Below are 22,146 nucleotides of genomic sequence, written 5' to 3'. Positions count from 1 at the left end.
TTGTCTAAGGCGTAAGCATTGCTCAACGTACACACAAGATATAGCGATATTTTCGATACATAAGGAATAGAGGAACTCTACATGACTACTACCTATAAAGGCGTTGGCGTTTACGCCGGTCGCGTTATTGGTCCGGTACTTCAGATGCCAGACCCCATCAAAGAACCTAAAGCAGGCTTGCCGCTAGCTGAAGGCGAAACTGCAGAACAAGCCGCTGAGCGTATTCAGCAAGCAGCTCAGGCGGTCAAAGCCGATCTTCTAGAGCGTGCCGAAAGCGCAGGACGAGACGGAAAAGCCGTCCTTAAATCAACATCGCAGATGGCAACTGACCGCGCACTCCTTAAAGGCGCTATTAAAAAGGTAGAGGCACAAGGCCTAGCCCCCGAACGTGCTATCTGGGAAGCTGCTAGTGACTTTGCTCGGCAGATGGAATCACTCGGTGGTTACATGGCAGAACGCGTTACCGACATTCATGACGTGCGTGCTCGTATCGTGGCAGAACTCACCGGACAGCAAGCACCAGGCGTACCTAAATCAAATGAGCCTTTCATCTTGGCTGCTGTAGATCTTGCTCCTGCCGACACTGCAACTCTTGACCCCTCTCAAGTTATCGCCTTGATTACTTCTGACGGTGGACCTCAAGCACACACCGCAATTTTGGCGCGTGGACTTGGCCTTCCTGCTGTTGTTGCTGCTAAGGGAGTTACCGAAATTCCTAACGGAACCAAGGTATATATCGATTCCAACGAAGGCATTATCGAGACTAGCCCTACTGCTGAACACGAAGAAGCAGCTGCTAAATATGCAAATCGTAAGCCTCTACCTGACTTCACCGGCAAGGGTGAACTAGCCGACGGAACCCACGTTCCCCTCTACGCTAACGTTGGTGACGGAAAATCTGCAGAGAAGGCTGCTAGCAAACAGGCTGAAGGCGTTGGACTACTCCGCACCGAATTTGGCTTCCTCGGTAACGACACCGAACCAAGTGAAGAGACTCAGGCAGAGACCTACAAATCAGTCTTCGATGCTTTCCCTGGTCAACACATTGTTGTTCGTACCCTCGACGCAGGTGCAGATAAGCCCCTTCCCTTCTTGAACGTTACAGAAGAAGAAAACCCTGCCTTGGGTGTACGCGGATTCCGCACCGATAACGCTGTTCCCGGTGTTCTAGAGCGCCAGCTTAAAGCTATTAAGCGTGCCTCTGACGCGACCGAAGCTGACATCTGGGTGATGGCGCCGATGATTTCAACGACCTCTGAAGCTCGTAAGTTCAAGAATATGTTGGACAAAGCCGGCATTAAAACTAAAGGTGTCATGGTAGAGACCCCAGCTGCAGCCGTAAACGCTGAAGCTATTTTGGGTGAAGTTGATTTCATCTCCATCGGAACCAACGACCTCACCCAATACACCATGGCAGCAGACCGTCTTTTGGGCGACCTTGCTCACCTGAACAACCCATGGCAGCCTGCAGTCTTGAAAATGATTAAGCTCACCGTTGAAGGTGCACGTAAAGCATCAGAAACCCACGGCGTCAAAAAATATGTTTCGGTGTGTGGTGAAGCAGCATCAGATCCTGCCTTAGCTGTTGTTCTCGTCGGACTTGGCGTAGACACCTTGTCTATGAATGCTGGTGCTATGGCAGCTGTTGCAGCAGTTCTTCGCTCCGTTACTAAAGAACAAGCGGCAGAAATTGCGGCTGACGCTTTGGCACAGATCTCTTCTGCAGAAGCTAAAAACGCAGCACGTAAGAAACTCCCTGTTCTTGAAGAACTCGGTCTCTAAAAACAAACCGACATAGGCTGGTTTGGTAGTGCAAAACCTATCCAATCTGTCCTAGACTCGATAGTGGGATAACTTTTCCCGCACTCTTATCTCAAGGAGAAAATCATGGCAGAACGTATCGCCACCATCGCAAGCCGTGTTGGCCTGCACGCACGCCCAGCAGCTATCTTCGCAGAAGCAGCTGGCGACCTTCCCGTAGAGGTAACCATCGCCGCTGAAGGTGAGCCAGCAGATGAGGCTATGGACGCAGCTTCCATCTTGTCTTTGATGTCTCTTGGCGCAAAGCACGGCGACCGCGTTGTTCTTCGCGCAGAAGGCGAAGGCGCCGAGGAAGCTCTCGAATCTCTTGTAAAGATTCTTGAGACCGACCACGACGCTGAGTAGTCTTTAAACAATTTGTCGATGCCCCGTCTTGTATGCAATGTATGAGGCGGGGCATCGTCATGACATTACGTTCTACGCTAAGCACCTATTTCTCAGAAAATGCTTCCTGTCACATCAAGTCAGGCTGTATTCCGGTGGCGTAGGTCGTTACACTTAGAGTTTGATACAAACAAGAACAAGTGCAAGAAAAACCTTGCACCGATGTGGAAGTTGAGGCCCTTGCGAGAATTTACAGCGCGTTTTGCCACTGCAGAAGAAATAGCGACCTGGGATGAGCACGTTATTGCTAACCCCAATGGCGGAAACCTCTTGCAGTCAGCATCATTTGCATCAGTAAAAGCTAAGCACGGCTGGAAACCTCTATACCTCGTATATGAAGGTACAACAGAGGTCGAAGGTGCGGAAACTTCACTGACCAGCTATAACCTTATTCTTGAAAAAAGTGTGCCCGCACTTGGAAAAGTCTGGTACATGATTAAAGGCCCAGACGTCTACAGCGTAGAAGATGTACCTGCCATTCTTGAAGCAAGTAAGCGTTTCGTAGAAGAGAATAAACTTGGCGTATTCCTGATTAAAATTGAGCCAGATATTCTCGCTGATGAACAGACCAACGCCGTCCTGTCAAAAGCTGGTCTGGTTAAGTCATGGAATATTCAGCCTAACGACTCTACTGCCATCCTTGATACTGACAAGAGCGAAGAAGATGTTCTTAAATCTCTTCACTCTCGAGGGCGTAACGCCGTTCGTCGTTCTGCTCGTGAAGGTTGCGAAGTGGAACGTGTCGAACTTACTGATGAGAATATGCGCACCATGTATGCGCTCATGGACACTGTCGGACAAGGCTCAGCAAATGTCCACCTCCGGTCATACGAGTATTACCGTGACTTCTGGACAACTTTTGAAAAAGCTGGTCAAGGACGCCTCTACTTCACCTATGAAGACGGCGAACCCTCTGTCGGTGCTTACGTTATTCGTTATGGCGATAAAGGAACCTATAAAGATGGTGGTTCTAAGCCTCGTCGTAAACAATATGGCGACTCACATCAAGTACAGTGGACTGCTTTGACGGACCTCATGAAGGAATACCACATTAAGAGCTATGACTTCTGCGGTACTCCGCCTAAAGATCAGCTCAAAAATAAAGAACACCATCACTATGGTTTAGGTCTTTTTAAGACATCCTTTACAAAAACCGTCATTGACTATGTTGGTGTCTGGGATTATGTTCTTTCTCCGGCAAAATACACCATATGGAATCGTCTTGCTGAGAAGGTTATGCGTGGTCTCTGGGTTCGCAAAACAGGGCAACCTTTCTACTAAACCGTAGGATAAGCCCAGCTACGTATTGTATTTTGTGTAACGAGAACACATCAGCACAATAAGACGTGATGGCAAATCTTTTGACGCAACTCGGCGGAGGTGGCAATGTCTCTTAGCACTCATTCGGATGAGCAGCTACAGCAAAAGGCATACCCCTCCGCCGCTGCCTTTGACCAAGCAACGCCAGAACAACCGACCTCGCAAGCGTTCGGTGCAACAGTCTCACTTCCTCGAGCTGGAACATCGCGACCTGAAACGAAAACCCCTACCAAAATGCCGGGCAATATGCCTGCTATTTCTTTGGACCGGGTACAAGATACTGCTCTTCGTCAGGCATTAGAGAATAAACAAGTTGAGCAGACGCCTTTTAGTCCGAACATATCGGCTGTTGCTTCTGCTCCGGTTGAGAATCTTGCCCCCAACAGCCCCTTTGGGGATGCCTCTACGGGAATTCAACCTGACCAGCATGCGGTGTCTTCTGCTTCTAGCCCCTTTGAACCGTTACGCACACCAGAACAAGAACCTATTGCCCCGCTAACTAGTGGTATTCCTCTTGTATCCACGCAACAATCAGCGATTTCTGCTACAGGGATGCAACAAGGTAGTTACCCTTCTGTATCCCCTGCAACAACGTCTATCCCTAAAGTCGAACCTAAAAACACTAGGGGAGGTTGGGTTTCTTCTTCTTTACGTTCTTTTGTTCGAGCAGACCCTTCTTTGACCGCACCCATTCGTGGTTTAGGTCGCATTGCTCAACGCCAGTTTTCATTATCGACCCGACGTGATCGTGAGAAGCTTGTACAAGAGAAAGAACAAGCACGAGACGTACTGAACTTTACATTACGCCTTGCTGAAACGATGTTTCACTATGGTGCTGACGCCATGGATGTGGATTCTGCTATTGTCGCTGTTTGCTCCGCGTATGGGCTTGAAGACGTTGAAGTGGATATCACTAATCAATCAGTGATTATCAACTATGTTTCTGACGTTGACGGTCATGTAGAAATCCTTGATTCAAGACGTCGTACTCTCAAAGAAGAACGTTTCAGCCATACTGTGGTGCGCGTGGTACGTTCCACCTCTGATAATTATGCTTCTTTGGCTGATATATACCGTCTGATTCATAAAATTACCCACCGCGGTATTGACCGTGAAGAAGCTGAAAAAACATTAAATGCGATTAACGCTCAAAAGAAACCATACTCACCGATGGTGGTGTGGTTAGCAAATATTATTGCTGCTGGAACACTCACCATGGGTATTGGTGGTAGCGGTTATGCTGCGGCGTTATCTGCAATGGTATGGGTCATCGTTCATTTTATTACTCGAATCATGAACAAAATGGGAATGCCTAGCTTCTTCAATATGGCTGCTTGTGCTGCAGTGATTACCTTCGTCGCGATTTACGCTACAGATGACGGCTCAATCTTGCATAGTATCGGGTTGAACGTCTCTGGTCCTCACATTGTTGCTGCCGGACTCATCATGCTTTTACCGACCTTTAGGTTAGTGTCGGCGGTGCAAGACGCGATTAACGGTTTTCCGGTAACTGCTGCGGGTCGTTTTGTGTCTACAGGTATGTCTTTTTTGGGGCTTGTTGTGGGACTCGCTAGCGGTGTAACCGTCTTATCGATTACAACGGCAACCACTATTGACGTATCGCAGTCGGTTTTTGCGAAACCAACTATCGTCGATAACATCTTCTGGATGACAGTCGCTACCCTTGCTATTGCTATTACAACTCATGCACGGTTGAAAACATTGTGGTGGATTGCGCTAGTAACTTTAAGCGGGCTGAGCACTTACCACGTGTACACCTTTTTCTTGGGAGAAGGTGCAGGGCGCGGTAATACGGCGGTAGCAGCTTTCGTTATTGGTATGGTCAGCACATATTTGGCATACCGTCTGCACGCCCCACAAGCCATATTTGCGATTCCGTCTCTAACATTCCTCCTACCTGGTTTGTCATTATTCCGAGGTATGTACTCTTTTACGGTAGAGACCGACACCCTCAACTCAATGCCCGGCGTTATCACCGCTGCCGCAATTATTGTTGCGATGGCTTCAGGTGTTGCGTTGGGGCATTACCTCATGCAGTGGCTGATTCAACGTTTCGGGCGTGAACGAGAAGATCTTTCCACAACCGTCTTTGACCGTTAGCCTAACGTTTTAGGGCGCTATAGGTGTTGACGACGGAAGTCGCCAATCAATAGGCTCTGCTCCTTGTTGAACTAGCAATTCGTTTGCTTTTGAGAAGGGTCGTGATCCAAAGAATCCGCGTGATGCCGATAAAGGTGATGGGTGTGCTGATTCGATACAGGGGTAGGGTGAGATAAGAGTTTTCGTATTTCGTGCATCTCGTCCCCACAGTATGGCGACAAGCGGCTGTTTTCGTTGGACGAGAGCTTCAATTGCGCAGCTGGTGATATTTTCCCACCCTCTATTTCTATGAGATCCGGCTTCTCCTGCACCAACAGAAAGTACACGGTTGAGAAGAAGTACTCCTTGCTGCGTCCACGCGCTGAGGTCACCATGTTCTGGCGGGGTAATGTTCATATCGGAGGATAGTTCGCGGTAAATATTTTGAAGTGAACGTGGGATAGGGCGCACTTGCGGGTGTACAGAGAAAGAAAGTCCCATGGCGTGCCCTATGGTGGGGTACGGGTCTTGTCCGATGATGAGGACTTTAACTTGTGCTAGCGGTTCTTGGAAGGCTCGGAAGATTTGTTGTGACGGCGGTAGTGTGCGTCGTCCAGCTTGGTGTTCTTGACGTAAAAAGTCGCCCATGGCACGGATATTGTGTTCTACTGGGGCTAGGGCTTCAGCCCAGTCTGGAGACATAATTTCTTTAAGGGGTAAAGCGGGCATGAGATTCCGTTCTCACCGTTTGAATGGTTGCTATGCGTCATGATATGTGTGCTATTTGGCAGAACACATAAGATACAATGGGATTTTTTATCATACCGGGTTAGGAAAGATGGGGGAGTGATATGTGCGAAGATACTTCTGAGTTGTACGCTTCTCAGCATACTCCTGATACAGGGCTAACAGAACAAGAAGAAAAGATGATTGCTTTAGAGAAGCAGCGTTGGCGTTATCCTGGGACGAAAGAACGAGTGATTCGAGAACGTTTAGGATTAAATCCAACAGCGTATTATCAGATTCTTAACGAACTGATAGATTCTCCACGTGTCATTGCTCAGGAACCAGCGTTGATCCGTCGGTTAAGGGAACAACGCGACAATTCTAAGCCCTGAATTTTCGGTGTCTTGAGCTCTTTATGATGATAGTCCACGGAAAATAAAAGGGTTTTTAGGTTGTAGCCTGTGTACTCTAGATGGAAGAACTATTGCTTGTAGCTATCGGAGATTAATGTGAACTCGTATCCTCATGATGAATTCGACGACGTACCTGAAAATTCAAAACGTCGTGGTGCTTATCGTGGTGAGCCTCTAGGTAATGCTCATGCTACGAGGCAGACTCTTCTGATTGTTGTTGCTGGTGCGCTTGCGCTTCTGGTGGGTGCAGTAATGTTTGTGGTTCAGCCACGCACTCTTTCTCCGGTGGCTTCTGAAACAGGCTCTGCGAGCGCTACTGCTTCAGAAAGCGCTGTGACTCCAACTTATGCTCCTACTGACCCTGCTGATATTAAGGTTGAGGTTTATAACTCTTCGGCCTATACGGGTGCTGCTGCAGAACTGACTCAGCGTGTGGAGGCTTTAGGATACCCTGTGCCCGTGACAGAGAATTGGAAGGGTACGCCTGTATATGTTTCGACAGTGTTTTATTCTGCCGGTTATGAGCAACAGGCTAATACTTTGGCTGATGCGTTAGGTATTGGTTATATTCAAGAGCGTTCTTCTGGTTCTTCCCCGTTGTATGTTGTTCTTGCCTCTGATTATCTTCCTGCCGTTGCCCCGTAATCTGTGCGCTATGGGCGATTAAGTGTGTTTGTTCTTTCAAGAGGTTTGCGCTCTGTGCTTTGAGGTGTCAAAATTGTTGTTAGCACTCAAAGTCTCCGACTGCTAAATCCTAGTGCTAGATTCGCGGTAGGTAGCTTTGAGAATATCTACTTTCATCTTGTGAGATGTCTTTATAAGTTGTGAAGAGCATGGCTTATAGAACATCGTCCGTCGCGGGCACAACTGAGAGAAAAATACTTTCTTAGTCCAGGAGGGATTAAGCATAATGGCAAAGCTCATTGCTTTTGAAGAAGAGGCACGTCGTGGCCTTGAAAAGGGTCTGAATACCCTAGCAGATGCTGTGAAGGTTACTCTCGGACCTCGTGGTCGTAACGTTGTTTTGGAAAAGTCTTGGGGCGCTCCCACGATTACCAATGATGGCGTTTCTATCGCTAAAGAAATCGAACTCGAAGATCCATACGAAAAGATCGGCGCAGAGCTGGTCAAAGAAGTTGCTAAAAAGACCGATGACGTTGCTGGTGACGGTACCACTACTGCAACTGTTCTTGCTCAGGCACTTGTTCGTGAAGGCCTCCGCAACGTTGCTGCTGGTGCAGATCCTCTCAGCCTCAAGCGCGGTATTGAGAAAGCTGTTGAAGCAGTTACCGCTGAACTTCTTTCTTCTGCTAAAGAAGTTGAGACTGAAGAAGAAATCGCTGCAACCGCATCTATCTCTGCTGGCGACACCGAAATTGGTAAGCTCATTGCAGAAGCCATGGAAAAGGTCGGCAAAGAAGGCGTCATCACTGTTGAAGAGTCCAATACTTTTGGTCTAGAGCTTGAGCTCACCGAAGGTATGCGCTTTGATAAAGGATTCCTCTCCGGATACTTCGTCACTGACCCAGACCGTCAAGAAGCAGTCCTTGAGGATCCTTATATTCTCATTGTGAACTCCAAGATCTCTAATGTGAAAGATCTTGTCCCTGTTCTTGAGAAGGTTATGCAGGCTGGTAAGCCACTTCTTATCATCGCAGAAGATGTTGAGGGCGAAGCTCTTGCACTACTGGTTTTGAACAAGATGCGTGGTTCTATCAAGTCTGTTGCTGTCAAAGCTCCTGGCTTTGGCGACCGTCGTAAAGCTCAGATGGCAGATATCGCTATCTTGACTGGTGGACAGGTTATTACCGAAGAAGTCGGTTTGTCTTTGGACCAAGCAACTATTGACCTTCTTGGCTCTGCACGTAAGGTTGTTGTTACTAAGGACGAGACCACCATCATTGAAGGTGCTGGCGACGCAGCTGCTATTGAAGGTCGCGTAGCTCAGATTCGTGGCGAGATTGCTAACTCCGATTCTGATTATGACCGCGAGAAGCTTCAGGAGCGCTTGGCTAAACTTGCCGGTGGCGTTGCTGTTCTCAAGGCTGGCGCTGCAACTGAGGTTGAACTCAAAGAACGTAAGCACCGCATTGAAGATGCTGTTCGTAACGCAAAGGCAGCTGTTGAAGAAGGCATTGTCGCCGGTGGTGGCGTTGCTTTGATTCAGGCTGGCACTAAAGCCTTCGAGAAGCTTGAACTCACCGGTGATGAGGCAACTGGCGCAAATATCGTCAAGGTTGCTATCGACGCACCGTTGAAGCAGATTGCGACCAACGCTGGTCTAGAACCCGGTGTTGTTGTTGATAAGGTTCGCGGTTTGCCTGCTGGTACCGGTTTGAACGCTGCAACCGGTGAGTACGAAGACCTGATGGCTGCTGGCATCAACGACCCTGTTAAGGTGACTCGTTCTGCGTTGCAGAACGCTGCTTCTATCGCTGGTCTCTTCTTGACCACTGAGGCTGTTGTTGCTAACAAGCCTGAACCTGCTGGTGCTGCACCTGCTATGGATCCTGGTATGGGCGGCATGATGTAATTTTTTCAACGATATGTTGAAAATTCTTTGTAGGGCGGTGCTCCGATACTTTACTGGTATCGGGGCACCGTCTTTTAGCATGGGAAAGGGAAAACCCTCAGACCTTGTGGCTGGTTTCTTCCTCTTAGAGAAGGAAAAAGCGGGAATTAAAGAGTACTCTGAACGTACGATGGATTGATGAAGGAAGAACAATGAGTGCAGTCATCATTATTACAGGTGCTTCTAGCGGAATCGGATATGACGCGGCAGTGAGCTTAGCTCAGCAAGGGCATCGCGTGTACGCTGTGGCTCGGCGGGTTCAGCTGATGGAGCCGCTGAAACAATACGGTGTGACGCCACTATATGCTGATGTGACGGATGAAGAAACTATCAATAAAGTGGTGGATTTCGTCCTAGCTGAAGCGGGCCGTATTGACGTGCTCATCAATAATGCCGGCTATGGGATGTACGGTGCGATTGAAGATGTCTCCTTAGCCGAGGCTCGACACCAATTTGATGTTAATGTTTTTGGGTTAGCTGCCTTTACTCGTGCTGTTCTTCCTGCGATGCGTGAAGCAAAGCGCGGAAGAATTATTAATGTGTCTTCTATTGCTGGACGTTTAACCACTTCATTTGGTGGTTGGTATCACGCTACAAAATATGCTTTAGAAGGGCTCAGTGATAGCTTGCGTATGGAGCTTGGACCCTTGGGTATTGAGGTGGTGCTCATTGAGCCTGGTGCTATTGCTAGTCAGTGGAGTGATGTGGCAATAGAGAATTTGGAGAGGGTTGCTGAGGGTGGAGCCTATGAGAATTCTGCTCGGGCGACTGCAGAGCGGATGCGTCAGCTTTATGCTCGGTGGGCTTCTGATCCTCAGGTGATTACTCGTGCGTTGGTACAAGCTGTCTCAGCTTCTCGTCCGAGGACTCGTTATGTTGCTGGTTTTGGGGCGCGTCCTCTTCTTTTGGCTCATTCTGTGTTGCCTAGCCGGTTGTGGGATAAACTCGCTCGCGGGAAATAATTTTCCTCAAATTCACAAAGTTGTAGCGATTTATGAAATATTAAGGCAAGAACCAACGACGAGATTCCTTCAGCCAATATGACGAATACTGGTGATTCTAGCCAAAAAGTTCCTATTGTTGCTAGAGGGATGGCAATTAAATAGGTACTAAAAGATGAGCCAACAGCAAGTACCCTACCACGGCCTTTAACTGTTAACATCTCGCCATAATTTTTTTCAATAAGGTATACCGGTACTGTTATGAGGAAGGCTAGAAGTAGATAACGAGTTAAATCTTTATTTAAGCTATCTGAAGCGAAAATTGATATAAACAAGGGCGAATAAAAAGCAAGTATCAATGCTCCAAGATACGTTGGTATCATAGCGTATCGCAATAAGCGTTGAGCGGTTTCGCGTAGGTCTGCTTTTCCTGAATATTTTTCTGAACGTCTTATTGCGTAAGCGTAAAAGACAAAAGTTCCAGATACACAAGCTTGGGGAATTCGACAGTATAAGCTCCATATTTTTGTAGCAACAGTAACTGCAGCTAAAGTTTCTACTCCAAATGTTCCTAAAAGAAAAATGACAGCAATAGTTCCTATATAGTCATTAAAATGGCGTATCCCAATTCCTGGAGCGGACTTACCGATTGTAGCGGATTCATCATAAATTTCTGTCCAGCTAGGTTTTCTAAATTCGGTTTTGCGTTGTTTTAAAGACTTGTAGAGAATCCAACCTGCAAGAATAGTATTACATATTTGTACTATAGTTGTTGTTGTTGATATTGCTGCTAGTGGTGAAGGAAATATTGTTTCTAGAGGTGTGTATAGTACTAACCCATTGAGAGCGGCATTAGCACCAAACCCAACTATTAGTAGTAGAAGACTCCAACTTTTTAGACCGCAGATTTTAAGTGATTCAGCAAAAAGCATAAAGACAATTGCAATAGGAAGGCTGATAAGCCTAATCCACGTATAATGAGAAGTAAGTGTAACGATGTCATCATCTTGGACAAATAACTGAAGAATAGGTTCTAGGGTAGACGCTATTAACAATCCCAATATCGTTGCTGGGATGAGAAGAACTACCATAGCTCCTAAAAAAATATTAATTTTGTTTTCTAAGTTATTACAGCCTTCTTCTGAAGCAATATGGGCTGATAAGCTGTCAACTATTCCAAGTCCTAGAAGTGCAAATAATGCGCCCGCAATAATTTCTCCTAGTCCAACTGCTGCTATCGCGGGTGCCCCTTTGTATGCAACCATCACAAGATCAACGGCACCATATCCTACACTAATAAGACCAGTTAAAAATATCGTTATGGTGTATGAACACCAAGTACGGGGTGTCAAGTCTGTGTGCCTCATCCATGTATCCTCTCGGGGTATCTTGTGCTCTTGCTTGAGTGTAGGGACGTCCTGCTGAACTGCATTTATTAATTTTCTAGAGCCGGAGATATGAACATTCATAGACACTGCTATTTATAACATTCACATGTGTTTTGAGAATTGACAAAACGGTTATACTCCCGTTTTATTTAAGAGTCTTATTTCCTTTGAATCTATGTTGGATATTCGGACTCCGGTAGGATAGTTGAGCTATGCAATGCCACTATTTTGATACTCACCAATGCTTTTCGTGCACTGAACTGGATATTCCTTACCCAAAACAACTTTCCGCTAAAGAACGTCATATGCGTGAACTAGCGGCAGGATACCCACAGATTAAGTGGCTCGAGGCTGTTCCCAGTCAACAGAAAAATTTCCGAAACAAAGCAAAAATAGTGGTATCTGGAACGACGTATCACCCAGTGCTCGGTATTGTTGATGGCGGTTCTGGGCAAGGTACTGACCTGAGCCAATGTCCTCTTTACGAACCTGCGTTGTTAAAAGCCATGCCGGTTCTTAAAGAATTTATTACTCGGGCTCAGCTAACTCCCTATCACATTAAAACGCGTAAAGGGGAGCTTAAAAATATTCTTATGACAGCGTCTTCTTCGGGGGAGCTGATGGTGCGTTGCGTTCTGCGTTCTAAAAAGTTGATTGTTCCCATCAAACGTTCTTTGCCGTGGCTTCAAGAACGTTTACCACAGCTTCGGGTTTTTTCTGTCAATCTTTTACGCGAACCGATTGCACGAGTTGAAGGTGAGGAAGAAATTATTCTTAGCTCTGCCCAGACTCTTGCGATGAGGGCCAACGATATCACCTTGCATTTACGTCCACAGAGTTTCTTCCAAACTAATTCTTCTGTTGCTTCAACCTTGTATCGTCAAGGACAAGAATGGGTTTCTGAGCGTAACCCAGCAAGTCTATGGGATCTTTATTGTGGCGTGGGTGGGTTTGCTATACACGCAGCACAAGTAATGTCGTCAGAGGCCCGTGTGACCGGTATCGAGATTAGTGCTGAGGCTATTGAGAGCGCTCATCGTACGGTGGCAGATATGGGTCTTAACAATACTCATTTTGAGGCAATGGACGCTACAGCCTTTGCCCTTGAGAGCCAAAAACGCGGGTTCTCCTTACCTGAGATGTTGGTGGTGAACCCTCCTCGTCGCGGTATCGGGGCGGTTCTTTGCCAGTGGATAGAACAATCTGGTATTGATACGGTGCTGTACTCTAGCTGTAATGCAAAGACGTTAATAAAAGATTTGCAGAAGATGCCCTCTTATCAGCCAGTGCAAGGCAGGGTGCTAGATATGTTTGCTCATACTCAGCATTATGAGGTGATGGTTCTGCTACGTCGTCAAGATTATTCTTCTGAATCGTCGAGTGGATAGCGTAGCTGAAAAGTTTTTGTAGGTGCGGTGGGGAGTATGAGCCGGTGAAAGAACTGGGTGAGTCGCCGATAACTGAGTGTTGTGAACCCTACCTTGTTGAAGAAGGTGTGGGCTTCGATATCGTCCTCTGGTACTTCTAAGGTGAGTGAGGTTTTTCCTTCTTCTTGTGCGAATTCTTGAATCTTTTCCAGAAGTTCAGTAGCCACGCCTTGGCGTTGGTAGTCGCGGTGTACAAGGAATACTTCTATTCGTGCGCTGTATTCGTCAATTTCTATTTTGCGTGAACGATATATTCTTAGAGCAAGCCAGAAGAGAATACTTTTAAAATAGGAAAATTCTCTGCGGATTGAAGCATAAGGAATAGCTAGCGCGTGAGGGTATTCTGAGGTCTCAACAACAGCGAATCCAACGATTTTGTCGTCTCGGCGAACACTAAATGATTGTTCGGGGTTAAATCTTCGGATGATAAGGCGTATAGCTCTTTGTTGCTCTTCTGGTGTGCTGGATGGGCGACGCACAAAATGATGGTATTTGTCGCTGATGAGCTGAGCAATAGCTTGTCTATCTGCTTTGTTGGGCGATTCAATCATATGTTCTTACCGTTTCGACATGGTGAGCCTACGTACAAACCCTACGTGGGGTGTGAGAAAATCCGCAATGACCAAAGAGGTCTTATTATGTAGGATAGTAGACAATACGCCGTATAGTGTTTACCAAATAGATTTTGGAGATATTAAAATGAAAAAAGTTCAGCGATCTGACCGTCGAGTACGTAAAACTCAATCAGCGTTATACCTTGCCCTAGCCGATTTATTACAGCATAAGAAGCTCAGCTCTATTACTGTTAGTGAACTAGCGGAGAAAGCTGATATTCATCGTGCAACTTTTTACTCGCACTATTCTGACATTTCAGAACTGTACTCACAAATTCAAGAGACTGCGTTACTAGAACTTAGTAGCATCCTTGACCCAGACCCTGTCAACGGTAAAAACATGAATAGCCGTGAAGTATTTGGTGCGTTTATGCAGTTTATTCAGGGTAATAAAGAAGTCTGCCGGATGCTCTTGACTCAACGTGGGGCTGGAAGCTTCTTTGAAGTGCTGAGCAATAGGTTAGAGCGTGAATATATTGATATATTCTGGAGCTCTCTCAAAGACGTCGTACCAGCTCAACAACTCTCTCTTTTTGCTAATTACCATCTGCAAGGTTGCTTAGCTGTATTTACGATGTGGGCTCAACAAGGATATGAGACTCCAGCTGAGATTATTACGTCGACTCTTGCCACTATTGATACGCATTACGATAAGTTGCTCAACGAGTTATCTCAACCATAAGAGCTTTCTTCTGGTACGTGAGGTTCTTGTCTCTTTCCTCTATGGTGAGTGTCAATACTGATGAGGCCGTGATTGTCTTCCTGTGAGCCTGTTTATATGGTGGTGAAGCATGTAAAGAACCATGATTTAGGTTTACTGTATTGAAAACATAGGTAAACCTAAATAGCATGTAGAGGGGTTTTCTCAGCCCTTCACACTCTTGGCAGGAAAAGGACGATAAACATCATGGCTCTCAAAACAATACCAACCTATACGTATAGTTATAGGCCTTATGAAAAACGCGCCACGTGGGAACTTAACCCGCATCAGGCTGCGTTACTCGTCCACGATATGCAAAACTATTTTGTTTCCATCTTTGAAGACGAAACAGCAGGGCAAATTCAACAGGCCATCAATAACACTTCTGCACTTATCAAATCAGCACGAGATAACGGAATCCCCGTTTACTACACTGCGCAACCGCCGCGTCAAGATCCTAAAGACCGCGCGCTCCTTACCGATATCTGGGGACAAGGGCTACAACAAGACGCTGATGCAGAGATTATCTCTGCCTTAGCACCGGCCGAACAGGACACCGTCCTCACTAAATGGCGCTACTCAGCTTTCGCTAAAAGCACCTTTGAAGAAGACCTCAAACTGAGTGGACGAAACCAACTGATTATTACCGGAGTCTACGCACACATTGGTTGTATGACGACAGCACTCGACGCATTCATGCGGGATATACAAGTATTCTTTGTTGCTGACGCTCTCGCTGATTTCAGCCAAAAAGAGCACGAACTTGCCTGTAACTATGTTGCCCAACGATGTGGCATCGTCACCTCAACCCAAGACATCCTGAGAACATTATCTGGTCAGGACTAGGCGATATGAACCCAACAACATCCCTCGTTATTGTTACTGGCGCATGTGGAGGAATCGGCGCAGCTGTTACGGAGCGTCTTCTGACCGAAGGATACGCCGTACTTGCCTGCGACACCCAAGAGCAAATACAGGAAAAGGCACAATACCAAAACGAGCATTGTGAATACTATCCTTTAGACGTCACTGATGAAGCCTGTGTACAGCGTATGGGAAATTACCTTCGTCAAAAACAAAAACCAGTACAAGGACTCATCAACTGTGCCGGCGTTGTTCATGCTGCACCTCTTCTCGATACAACCTTAGAACAGTGGCGTACTGTTCATGCAGTTAACGCTGATGGCGTATTCTTGGTTACTCGAGAAGTAGCCCGATACATGGTAGAGCAACAACCGCAAGACCCAACAAATAGTCGAGGTATTGTCACTATCAGTTCGAACGCTGCGAACGTACCACGAGCTGAATTTGGAGCTTATGGCGCATCAAAAGCTGCTGCAACACGAGTAACAACAAGTTTTGGGTTGCAACTTGCCCCACACGGAATCCGCGCAAACGTTCTATGCCCTGGAACAACACGAACCCCCATGGTCACAGACACCTGGAACGGAGAAGACCGTAGCGAAGCGCCCATCAAAGGATCACTAGAAAATTACCGTTTGGGGATACCGCTAGGTCGTATTGCAGAACCAGAAGATATTGCAGAAGTCGCAATATTCCTTCTAAGCCCACACGCTAAACACATGACGATGCAGAGCCTTACCGCCGACGGCGGAGCAACCTTCTAACCTTCATCGGGGAATGAACAAACCCGCGCTCACTATCCCCGTCTCGATAGAAAGAACACCATAGCCTATGCCCACGAACGAGTACCCTGCCTTCCAATTTACCTATGGAAACACCTGCCTCAGAGCACTCGGGGAGTTAGAACCAGTTAACGAAAAAGACGCACTCAAACGCGCCCAAGAACGCGGAACTGGTGTTATCGGAGTCATCCCATTCGACCCTCAAGAACCTGCACTTCTATACGTTCCTGAAAGCATCGAGCGAACACCTGCTCCCATTGTGCAAGAACAAAAGTGCCCTGCACCAACTCGTATTGAAGGTATCGATAACCCCGAATACCGCCAGAGCGTTGGACGTGCTGTCGAAAAAATGAATAACGGAGAACTCGATAAAGTTGTGCTTTCTCGTCTCCTTCACGTCTACTATGAAGAAGAACGCCCAACGTTAGAGAACATCTACCATAATCTATGGGCACAACAACCACGCGCCTATGTTTTTTCGATGAAACTATCAGATGATAGCTATCTGATGGGTGCCTCACCAGAACTTGTCTTCGGAGTTGAAGACGGTGTTTTCACGACTTTCCCCTTAGCCGGAAGCTCCCCACGCACAGCACCTATTGGCAGTACTGAAGACGCGCAAATCGGTGAAGAACTAATGCGCTCACCTAAAGACCGTGCCGAGCATGCTACGGTCGTTGACGATATTAAAAGATGTCTGTCTTCGCTCACACAAGAACTTCACCTTCCTGCGACGCCACAGCTTATTAACACTCCACAACTATGGCATCTGGCGACAAGAATTACGGGGCGTCTTAAAGATGGTATGAGCTCTTTAGACGGCGCTCGCGCTATCCACCCCACTCCCGCAATTTGTGGGTATCCAACAAGTACAGCACTCGAAGTAATTCGCGAGTTAGAAAGCTTCGAGAGAGGTTTCTTTGGGGGACTTGTTGGTTGGATGGACCCCTCCGGAGACGGACAATGGGCGCTCGTTTTGCGTTGTGCTCAGGTTGAGGCTGAGCACATCACCTTATTTGCTGGGGCTGGACTCGTCAAAGCCTCAACACCAGATAGTGAACACCGTGAGACAGGAACTAAACTCGGCTCTTTTGGTCAAGCGCTAAATATTAACACGGTATCTTCGTAGATTAATGTGTCTGAGGCTATACCGTTTTGAGACGTTGCGTAGATAGTGGGATGCTCTGCTTGATGTCATAAGGCTTGGTAACGGGGTGGGCTTTGATGGTGCGGTTTTGGTTTGTTGCTACTGCTATCACAAACTCACCTTGTACAAACCACTGTACGTAAAACTGTTGTTGATACCCTTCAATGTTGAGGGTTCCGCTTGCACGGTATCCAGAAATCTCGACGAGGTTTTGTGGCGGGTTAAGAAGTTGCATATGCACTTTTTGGGGGCCTGCTACAAGTCCGTGTCCGGTGGCTTTGAGTACGGCTTCTTTAGCTGTCCACAGTAGCAACCTTAGTAGTGCTTTATTTTCTTCTGGACATTCTGAGATAACCGTTTTTTCTTCTTCTGTAAGGGTGACTTTATCGTATCCGTCGAGAAGGTTTCCGCGCATTCTTTCAACATCGACGCCGAGTAGTTGGGCTTGTGGGTCTTGGCTATCTTCTGCAAAATATGCGCCAACGACCATTCCGTGGCTTCGTGACATATTGAAGTTAATACCAGAAATCCGCGGTTTTCCGTGTGTCGCTTTTTGGTCGCATAGCTGGCACGTTCTGTCGACGGTAATTTGTGAGGCATGAGTGGGGCGAATACCTAATGCACATGCTGCAATACATCGCATGAGGGTTTGTTGTGCTGCGTAGTTGAGTGCGTCTTCAGGGTTGCGGTATTGTGCTGCTTTAGTTTGTTCTGCGATACCAACATAGGATAACCATGTGATGCCGTGTCCTGAGCGAAGAATCGCTGAGGGCAACATGTATAGGTGAACAGATTGTCGGTCTGTTTGTGGGTATGCGCTCATACAGGCTATTCTAAATGTTTTTATGCTTTAAAGTGGTAGCACTAGAAACACATAAGAGCGGATAAGCTAGGGTGTGGAGAATCTACGTCCTTGAGGAAGGTCTTGTACATGGCACAAGAGATTATTGCTGCAACAGATGGATCAGCATTAATGAACCCTGGACCTGCTGGGTGGGCGTGGTACATTGACCACGATAACTGGTCAGCGGGCGGCTGGGAACACGCAACAAATAATCAGGGTGAGCTACGTGCTGTGCTAGAACTTTTTGAAGCGACTGCTCATCTTCCTGAACATAAACTCAAGGTTCTTTGTGACTCTCAGTACACCATTAACGCGGTGACTAAATGGTTGCCAGGGTGGAAGAAAAAAGGCTGGAAGAAAGCGGACGGTAAGCCCGTTCAAAATCAAGAGCTGATTCAGGCGCTCGACGAGGCAATGCAAGGACGAAATTACGAGTTCGTATGGGTTAAAGGGCACTCTGGGCAAGATATGAATGAAGCTGCAGACACCCGCGCTAGAGATGCTGCTTTATCCTTCCAACAAGGAACACCGACTCCTAGCGGGCCGGGATTTAACCTTGAGGTATCGCCGGAGACGGACACAAAACATGTGCCACAAGAAACAAAGAATTCTTCTGTTGAAGACCACACGAAAAATCCCTCTACTGCAATGAACGTTGATGATGTTCTTGAACTAGTTAAGGGCTATGAACGTACTCTTTACCAGCCTGAACATTATGAGCAGGAACAATATTTAGAAAAAGTATTGGGGGAAGATTTTTGGTGGGTGACATATCAGGGGATACGCACACAACGTTCACTCGCCGTGGAATATCGTACACGTGCTTTTTATGCGCATGATGAACCAATCTTTATCAGCTGTGAGATGCTGGGGGATTCTGTGATTCGTCTTTTGTCTCGTGTAAAGACTCGCCATATGTCGGTTATGCGCACGAGCCTATGGGTTCAAGACACTACAGGTGATTTGGGGTGGATTCTATCTTCACGACAAGATACTGCCTGCCCGCAAGAATCCTAAAAATTCTGGACGAGTCTATTCATACTCATTGAGGTGACAGAGAAGGCAGGAACACTAGCAGCTCTAAGTGGTAGTGTTCCTGCCTTTTGTGCTTTAGCCAAGGAACATTGCAGCGTTTGCTGATTCTGTATCAGCATAATTAATGCCTGCACGTGAAAGGGCTTCATTAATCTGTGCAATAGATTGTTCTACTTGTTGCTGTGTTGCACGCCATTGGGCGAGGACGCCTTGGAAGTTGAGTGAAGCAGCGCCAGTCCACGATCCTTCTAAATCTTGTAAGGAACTGGTTAACCCATTAACTTCTGCAATGATTGAATCAATTTGTGCGCGTGCAGTAGCGCTTTTCTGACTAATCATCTCTGAATCAACGACAAATTGTGCCATGACATCTCCTAAAAATGTTCTATACATGAGGTAGAAGAACGATTCTTCTACCCTTTACATTAGGGAGAGATCCATGAGTTAAGTAGATTTTTTAAAAAAACTGTGGATAGCCAGAGGTTACTAACGCAACGATAGCTAATTATCCACAGAAGAAGATGGAAAGTTTATGTTTCACGCGAAACGTCGTCTCCGATATAACTGGGAAAACGTAATCTGAAAGTTGCCCCTCCACCACGAGTTTCTAGTACCTCAACATTTCCTTCATGCTGAGCAACAATACCGGCAACAATAGCTAACCCGAGCCCAGTGCCCCCCGTTTCACGAGTACGTGAAGTATCGGCACGATAGAACCGTTCAAAAACTCTTTGACGATCTTCGCCATGAATACCAGGGCCATGATCTCGAACCTCAATCTGAGAGAACTGCTGAGCATCATCAGACTGGACCGTTCCCACGGCTATCTCAAGAGGGGAGCCTTTGGGCGTATATCGAATAGCGTTAGTCATCAAATTTGCAATGACCTGTCGCAACCGAGAGTCATCCCCATATACATAAGCGCTTTCAGGAGCAGCATGTTCTGTAAGACCAACAACTTGAACTGTTCTATCCGGAGAGGTCGCAAAAGCATCATGGGAGGCATCTTGGGCTAAATCAAGAAGATCAATAATGCGGTTTTCTAGCTCTCGACGCTCATCAATACGAGCCAAAGTGAGCAAATCTTCAATTAACTGCCCCATTCGTTTTGACTCTGCTTCGATACGGCTCATCGCATTAGCTACAGCTTCTTCACTTTGGAGAGCACCTTGACGATACAGCTCAGAATATCCACGAATAGAAACAAGAGGCGTTCGCAACTCGTGAGAAGCATCCCCCACAAAACGACGCATCTTGACTTCAGAATTTTTCTGCACCTCAAAGGCTTTTTCAATATGGCTCAACATGGTGTTGAGAGACGCCGAAAGATGACCAATCTCGGTATACGGATTATATTTTTCCATACGCTGCGAAAGATCACCGGCAGCGATACGTGCAGCTGTTTTTTCAACTCGTGCTAACGGCTCAAATGCTCTTGTAACCATGACCCAGCTCATTGCAACAGACGCAAAAAGAGTTGCTACACCAAAAGTCAACGTAAGAACAGCTACGAGTGCCACCACAGCATGAGTCTGCCGTAAAGGAGTCGCAATAATGACAGAATAATCAAGATCCCCATAATCAATGGGGAGAATTCTCCATTCAGCTTTACCATTAACAGATTTAACGGTGATTCCTTTATGAGAGAATCGGTTGACCTTCTCGTGCGTCCATCCAGACAAATCTGGTGTTGAGCTTTGAATAGACGAAGCACCCACCAAAGAGGAGAGAACCGTTCCCTGATTATCTAAAAGATACGCTTGATACCGAAGAAGAGAACTCGTGCTCGGTTGATGAGGGCCTTCTGTGAGATAACTTGTGAGAGTCTGAGCATTTGAACTCATCTCTTCATCAAGCTGCTCAATCATTTGTCCTCGCAGAGCAGATATCGCGACCAACGACGTTACTGAAATTGCTAGGGCTAAGAGCAAACTGGTTAAAAGAACCAACTGGGTGCGCAAAGAGAGCGCGCCCAGTTGTCCGATTTTTTGACGAATCCTAGTCACAATAACTCACGTCTATTTTGCGGTGCGTAACAGGTATCCAACACCGCGTTTAGTATGAATCATTGGTGCTTGATCTGGAACATTATCAATCTTCCGGCGTAGGTAAGAAATATAAGATTCTACGATAGAAGCGTCCCCATTGAAGTCATACTCCCAAACGTGGTCAAGAATCTGAGCCTTGGATAGTACACGGTTAGGGTTGAGCATCAGATAACGCAATAGCTTGAACTCAGTAGGGGAGAGGTCAATCTCTCGGTCTCCTCTGAATACTTCGTGTGCATCATCATCAAGGATGAGATCTCCGACGCGTAGACGGGAGTCGTCTGCTTCTCCCTGATGTGTTCGACGTAAGACAGCACGGATGCGTGCAACGACTTCATCAAGGCTAAAGGGTTTGGTGACGTAGTCATCTCCGCCCACTGTTAGACCAGCGACTTTATCCTCAGTGGAATCTTTCGCGGTGAGGAAGAGAACAGGGAATAGTCTTCCAGCTGCACGGAGTTTACGGGTGACGGTGAATCCATCAAGGTCGGGCATCATTACATCAAGTACTGCTAAATCTGGGTTTTCGCTTTCTGCTTTTTCAAGCGCTTCACGACCATTAGACGCAGTAACAACCTCAAAGCCGGCGAACCGTAACGAGGTTGCGAGTAATTCAAGGATATTTGGTTCATCGTCTACGACGAGTAATTTTGCTTCAGGTTGATTTGTATTCACGATACTTATTCTCACTCTTGAAGCTGGGAGTCTGCTGGAAGACAGATATATATAAGCTGACTCTTTACTATGATTTTGAGTCTGCTCTTTGCCTCCTCCTCCGCACCATCGCTACCACAAGAGAACACACCAAACTCAAAAACCCCACCGGCAATAACACCATCGCACCCCACGTCAAAAAATGAGGCGCATGGCCGTAAAACCACATCAACAACAACATCGCCACCCCACTGACCACTCCAAGAACAGTGCATAAAGCGCCACAAAAACTCAAGAAAGAAACAGCTAACGAAGCCGGTAGTGAAGAAGAACTCTCAGTCATATACATACCGTATCAATCAAACA

Annotated in this window: 22 protein-coding genes; 14 read left to right on the top strand and 8 right to left on the bottom strand. The window is 46.7% G+C overall.

Annotated features, from left to right (window positions below; genetic code table 11):
* Positions 1–81 precede the first annotated feature (81 nt).
* The 4 genes from ptsP (at position 82) to ACN084_RS01915 (ending at position 5,646) form a co-directional block, all read left to right on the top strand.
* Positions 82–1,782, top strand: a complete 1,701-nt coding sequence (gene ptsP / locus ACN084_RS01930) for a phosphoenolpyruvate--protein phosphotransferase (protein WP_419101032.1) — start codon at positions 82–84, stop codon at positions 1,780–1,782.
* Between the two features lie 105 nt (positions 1,783–1,887).
* Positions 1,888–2,166 (top strand): HPr family phosphocarrier protein, encoded by a 279-nt coding sequence (locus ACN084_RS01925; RefSeq protein ID WP_419101031.1) that lies wholly within the window; start codon positions 1,888–1,890, stop codon positions 2,164–2,166.
* A gap of 219 nt (positions 2,167–2,385) precedes the next feature.
* Positions 2,386–3,486, top strand: coding sequence for a lipid II:glycine glycyltransferase FemX (locus tag ACN084_RS01920; protein WP_419101030.1), 1,101 nt, complete (start codon positions 2,386–2,388; stop codon positions 3,484–3,486).
* Positions 3,487–3,591: 105 nt separating this feature from the next.
* Positions 3,592–5,646 (top strand): threonine/serine ThrE exporter family protein, encoded by a 2,055-nt coding sequence (locus ACN084_RS01915; protein ID WP_419101029.1) that lies wholly within the window; start codon positions 3,592–3,594, stop codon positions 5,644–5,646.
* A 9-nt stretch (positions 5,647–5,655) separates the two neighbouring features.
* Here ACN084_RS01915 and ACN084_RS01910 read toward each other — a convergent pair whose 3' ends face one another.
* Positions 5,656–6,354 (bottom strand): uracil-DNA glycosylase, encoded by a 699-nt coding sequence (locus ACN084_RS01910; protein WP_419101028.1) that lies wholly within the window; start codon positions 6,352–6,354, stop codon positions 5,656–5,658.
* Between the two features lie 122 nt (positions 6,355–6,476).
* Here ACN084_RS01910 and ACN084_RS01905 point away from each other — a divergent pair, with 122 nt between their 5' ends.
* The 4 genes from ACN084_RS01905 (at position 6,477) to ACN084_RS01890 (ending at position 10,298) form a co-directional block, all read left to right on the top strand.
* Positions 6,477–6,743 carry a DUF3263 domain-containing protein gene (locus ACN084_RS01905; protein WP_419105712.1) on the top strand — a complete coding sequence of 89 codons (267 nt, stop codon included), beginning with the start codon at positions 6,477–6,479 and terminating at the stop codon, positions 6,741–6,743.
* A 117-nt stretch (positions 6,744–6,860) separates the two neighbouring features.
* Entirely contained in the window at positions 6,861–7,409 is a 549-nt protein-coding gene (locus ACN084_RS01900; RefSeq protein WP_419101026.1) for a LytR C-terminal domain-containing protein, read from the top strand.
* Positions 7,410–7,674: 265 nt separating this feature from the next.
* Positions 7,675–9,297 (top strand): chaperonin GroEL, encoded by a 1,623-nt coding sequence (groL, locus tag ACN084_RS01895; protein ID WP_419101025.1) that lies wholly within the window; start codon positions 7,675–7,677, stop codon positions 9,295–9,297.
* A gap of 191 nt (positions 9,298–9,488) precedes the next feature.
* On the top strand, positions 9,489–10,298 hold the full coding sequence (locus ACN084_RS01890; RefSeq protein ID WP_419105711.1) for an oxidoreductase: 810 nt from the start codon (positions 9,489–9,491) through the stop codon (positions 10,296–10,298).
* On the opposite strand, the gene ACN084_RS01885 is transcribed toward ACN084_RS01890, so the two are convergent.
* On the bottom strand, positions 10,247–11,629 hold the full coding sequence (locus ACN084_RS01885; protein WP_419105710.1) for an MATE family efflux transporter: 1,383 nt from the start codon (positions 11,627–11,629) through the stop codon (positions 10,247–10,249). The genes ACN084_RS01890 and ACN084_RS01885 overlap by 52 nt on opposite strands.
* Before the next feature lie 248 nt (positions 11,630–11,877).
* On the opposite strand from ACN084_RS01885, the gene rlmC reads away from it, so the two are divergent.
* Entirely contained in the window at positions 11,878–13,053 is a 1,176-nt protein-coding gene (rlmC, locus tag ACN084_RS01880; RefSeq protein ID WP_419105709.1) for a 23S rRNA (uracil(747)-C(5))-methyltransferase RlmC, read from the top strand.
* Here the strand turns inward: rlmC and ACN084_RS01875 are convergent.
* Complete coding sequence (locus ACN084_RS01875) at positions 13,026–13,643, bottom strand: GNAT family N-acetyltransferase (RefSeq protein ID WP_419105708.1); 618 nt, start codon at positions 13,641–13,643, stop codon at positions 13,026–13,028. The genes rlmC and ACN084_RS01875 overlap by 28 nt on opposite strands.
* Positions 13,644–13,791: 148 nt before the next feature.
* Between ACN084_RS01875 and ACN084_RS01870 the strand changes: the two genes are divergently transcribed.
* The 4 genes from ACN084_RS01870 to ACN084_RS01855 all read left to right on the top strand — a co-directional run bounded on the left by ACN084_RS01870 (position 13,792) and on the right by ACN084_RS01855 (position 17,181).
* Positions 13,792–14,388, top strand: coding sequence for a TetR/AcrR family transcriptional regulator (locus ACN084_RS01870; RefSeq protein ID WP_419105707.1), 597 nt, complete (start codon positions 13,792–13,794; stop codon positions 14,386–14,388).
* Between the two features lie 225 nt (positions 14,389–14,613).
* Positions 14,614–15,252 (top strand): isochorismatase family protein, encoded by a 639-nt coding sequence (locus ACN084_RS01865; RefSeq protein WP_419105706.1) that lies wholly within the window; start codon positions 14,614–14,616, stop codon positions 15,250–15,252.
* 5 nt (positions 15,253–15,257) lie between these two features.
* Entirely contained in the window at positions 15,258–16,034 is a 777-nt protein-coding gene (locus ACN084_RS01860; protein WP_419105705.1) for an SDR family oxidoreductase, read from the top strand.
* 67 nt (positions 16,035–16,101) lie between these two features.
* Positions 16,102–17,181: an isochorismate synthase gene (locus tag ACN084_RS01855; RefSeq protein ID WP_419105704.1), complete on the top strand. Its 1,080-nt coding sequence runs from the start codon at positions 16,102–16,104 to the stop codon at positions 17,179–17,181.
* A 16-nt stretch (positions 17,182–17,197) separates the two neighbouring features.
* On the opposite strand, the gene ACN084_RS01850 is transcribed toward ACN084_RS01855, so the two are convergent.
* The gene (locus ACN084_RS01850) at positions 17,198–18,022 is read right to left on the bottom strand and encodes a 4'-phosphopantetheinyl transferase family protein (RefSeq protein ID WP_419101017.1); all 825 of its coding nucleotides are present in this window, start codon (positions 18,020–18,022) and stop codon (positions 17,198–17,200) included.
* 108 nt (positions 18,023–18,130) lie between these two features.
* Here ACN084_RS01850 and ACN084_RS01845 point away from each other — a divergent pair, with 108 nt between their 5' ends.
* Positions 18,131–19,060: an RNase H family protein gene (locus tag ACN084_RS01845; protein WP_419105703.1), complete on the top strand. Its 930-nt coding sequence runs from the start codon at positions 18,131–18,133 to the stop codon at positions 19,058–19,060.
* A 93-nt stretch (positions 19,061–19,153) separates the two neighbouring features.
* Here ACN084_RS01845 and ACN084_RS01840 read toward each other — a convergent pair whose 3' ends face one another.
* From ACN084_RS01840 to ACN084_RS01825, 4 genes are all read right to left on the bottom strand, one after another.
* Complete coding sequence (locus ACN084_RS01840) at positions 19,154–19,444, bottom strand: WXG100 family type VII secretion target (protein WP_419101015.1); 291 nt, start codon at positions 19,442–19,444, stop codon at positions 19,154–19,156.
* A gap of 164 nt (positions 19,445–19,608) precedes the next feature.
* Positions 19,609–21,084: an ATP-binding protein gene (locus tag ACN084_RS01835; RefSeq protein WP_419105702.1), complete on the bottom strand. Its 1,476-nt coding sequence runs from the start codon at positions 21,082–21,084 to the stop codon at positions 19,609–19,611.
* Between the two features lie 12 nt (positions 21,085–21,096).
* Positions 21,097–21,801 (bottom strand): response regulator transcription factor, encoded by a 705-nt coding sequence (locus tag ACN084_RS01830; protein ID WP_419105701.1) that lies wholly within the window; start codon positions 21,799–21,801, stop codon positions 21,097–21,099.
* Between the two features lie 67 nt (positions 21,802–21,868).
* Complete coding sequence (locus ACN084_RS01825; RefSeq protein WP_419105700.1) at positions 21,869–22,123, bottom strand: hypothetical protein; 255 nt, start codon at positions 22,121–22,123, stop codon at positions 21,869–21,871.
* Positions 22,124–22,146: the final 23 nt, after the last annotated feature.

Origin of the sequence: Rothia sp. P7208, from assembly GCF_048512915.1 — a bacterium.
In the GTDB taxonomy this organism is placed as follows: Bacteria; Actinomycetota; Actinomycetes; order Actinomycetales; family Micrococcaceae; genus Rothia.
Note: the sequence above shows the minus strand (reverse complement) of the source record. Positions and strands in the feature narration are given on the sequence as shown.

Bases quoted from the DNA above. Each gene is read 5' to 3' on its own strand.
- ACN084_RS01870 (WP_419105707.1), top strand. From the start codon at position 13,792: ATGAAAAAAGTTCAGCGATCTGACCGTCGAGTACGTAAAACTCAATCA.
- ACN084_RS01915 (WP_419101029.1), top strand. From the start codon at position 3,592: ATGTCTCTTAGCACTCATTCGGATGAGCAGCTACAGCAAAAGGCATAC.
- ACN084_RS01925 (WP_419101031.1), top strand. From the start codon at position 1,888: ATGGCAGAACGTATCGCCACCATCGCAAGCCGTGTTGGCCTGCACGCA.
- ACN084_RS01905 (WP_419105712.1), top strand. From the start codon at position 6,477: ATGTGCGAAGATACTTCTGAGTTGTACGCTTCTCAGCATACTCCTGAT.
- ACN084_RS01825 (WP_419105700.1), bottom strand. From the start codon at position 22,123: ATGACTGAGAGTTCTTCTTCACTACCGGCTTCGTTAGCTGTTTCTTTC.
- groL (WP_419101025.1), top strand. From the start codon at position 7,675: ATGGCAAAGCTCATTGCTTTTGAAGAAGAGGCACGTCGTGGCCTTGAA.
- ACN084_RS01890 (WP_419105711.1), top strand. From the start codon at position 9,489: ATGAGTGCAGTCATCATTATTACAGGTGCTTCTAGCGGAATCGGATAT.
- ACN084_RS01865 (WP_419105706.1), top strand. From the start codon at position 14,614: ATGGCTCTCAAAACAATACCAACCTATACGTATAGTTATAGGCCTTAT.
- ACN084_RS01875 (WP_419105708.1), bottom strand. From the start codon at position 13,643: ATGATTGAATCGCCCAACAAAGCAGATAGACAAGCTATTGCTCAGCTC.
- ACN084_RS01910 (WP_419101028.1), bottom strand. From the start codon at position 6,354: ATGCCCGCTTTACCCCTTAAAGAAATTATGTCTCCAGACTGGGCTGAA.
- ptsP (WP_419101032.1), top strand. From the start codon at position 82: ATGACTACTACCTATAAAGGCGTTGGCGTTTACGCCGGTCGCGTTATT.
- ACN084_RS01855 (WP_419105704.1), top strand. From the start codon at position 16,102: ATGCCCACGAACGAGTACCCTGCCTTCCAATTTACCTATGGAAACACC.
- ACN084_RS01840 (WP_419101015.1), bottom strand. From the start codon at position 19,444: ATGGCACAATTTGTCGTTGATTCAGAGATGATTAGTCAGAAAAGCGCT.
- ACN084_RS01850 (WP_419101017.1), bottom strand. From the start codon at position 18,022: ATGAGCGCATACCCACAAACAGACCGACAATCTGTTCACCTATACATG.
- ACN084_RS01845 (WP_419105703.1), top strand. From the start codon at position 18,131: ATGGCACAAGAGATTATTGCTGCAACAGATGGATCAGCATTAATGAAC.
- ACN084_RS01860 (WP_419105705.1), top strand. From the start codon at position 15,258: ATGAACCCAACAACATCCCTCGTTATTGTTACTGGCGCATGTGGAGGA.
- rlmC (WP_419105709.1), top strand. From the start codon at position 11,878: ATGCAATGCCACTATTTTGATACTCACCAATGCTTTTCGTGCACTGAA.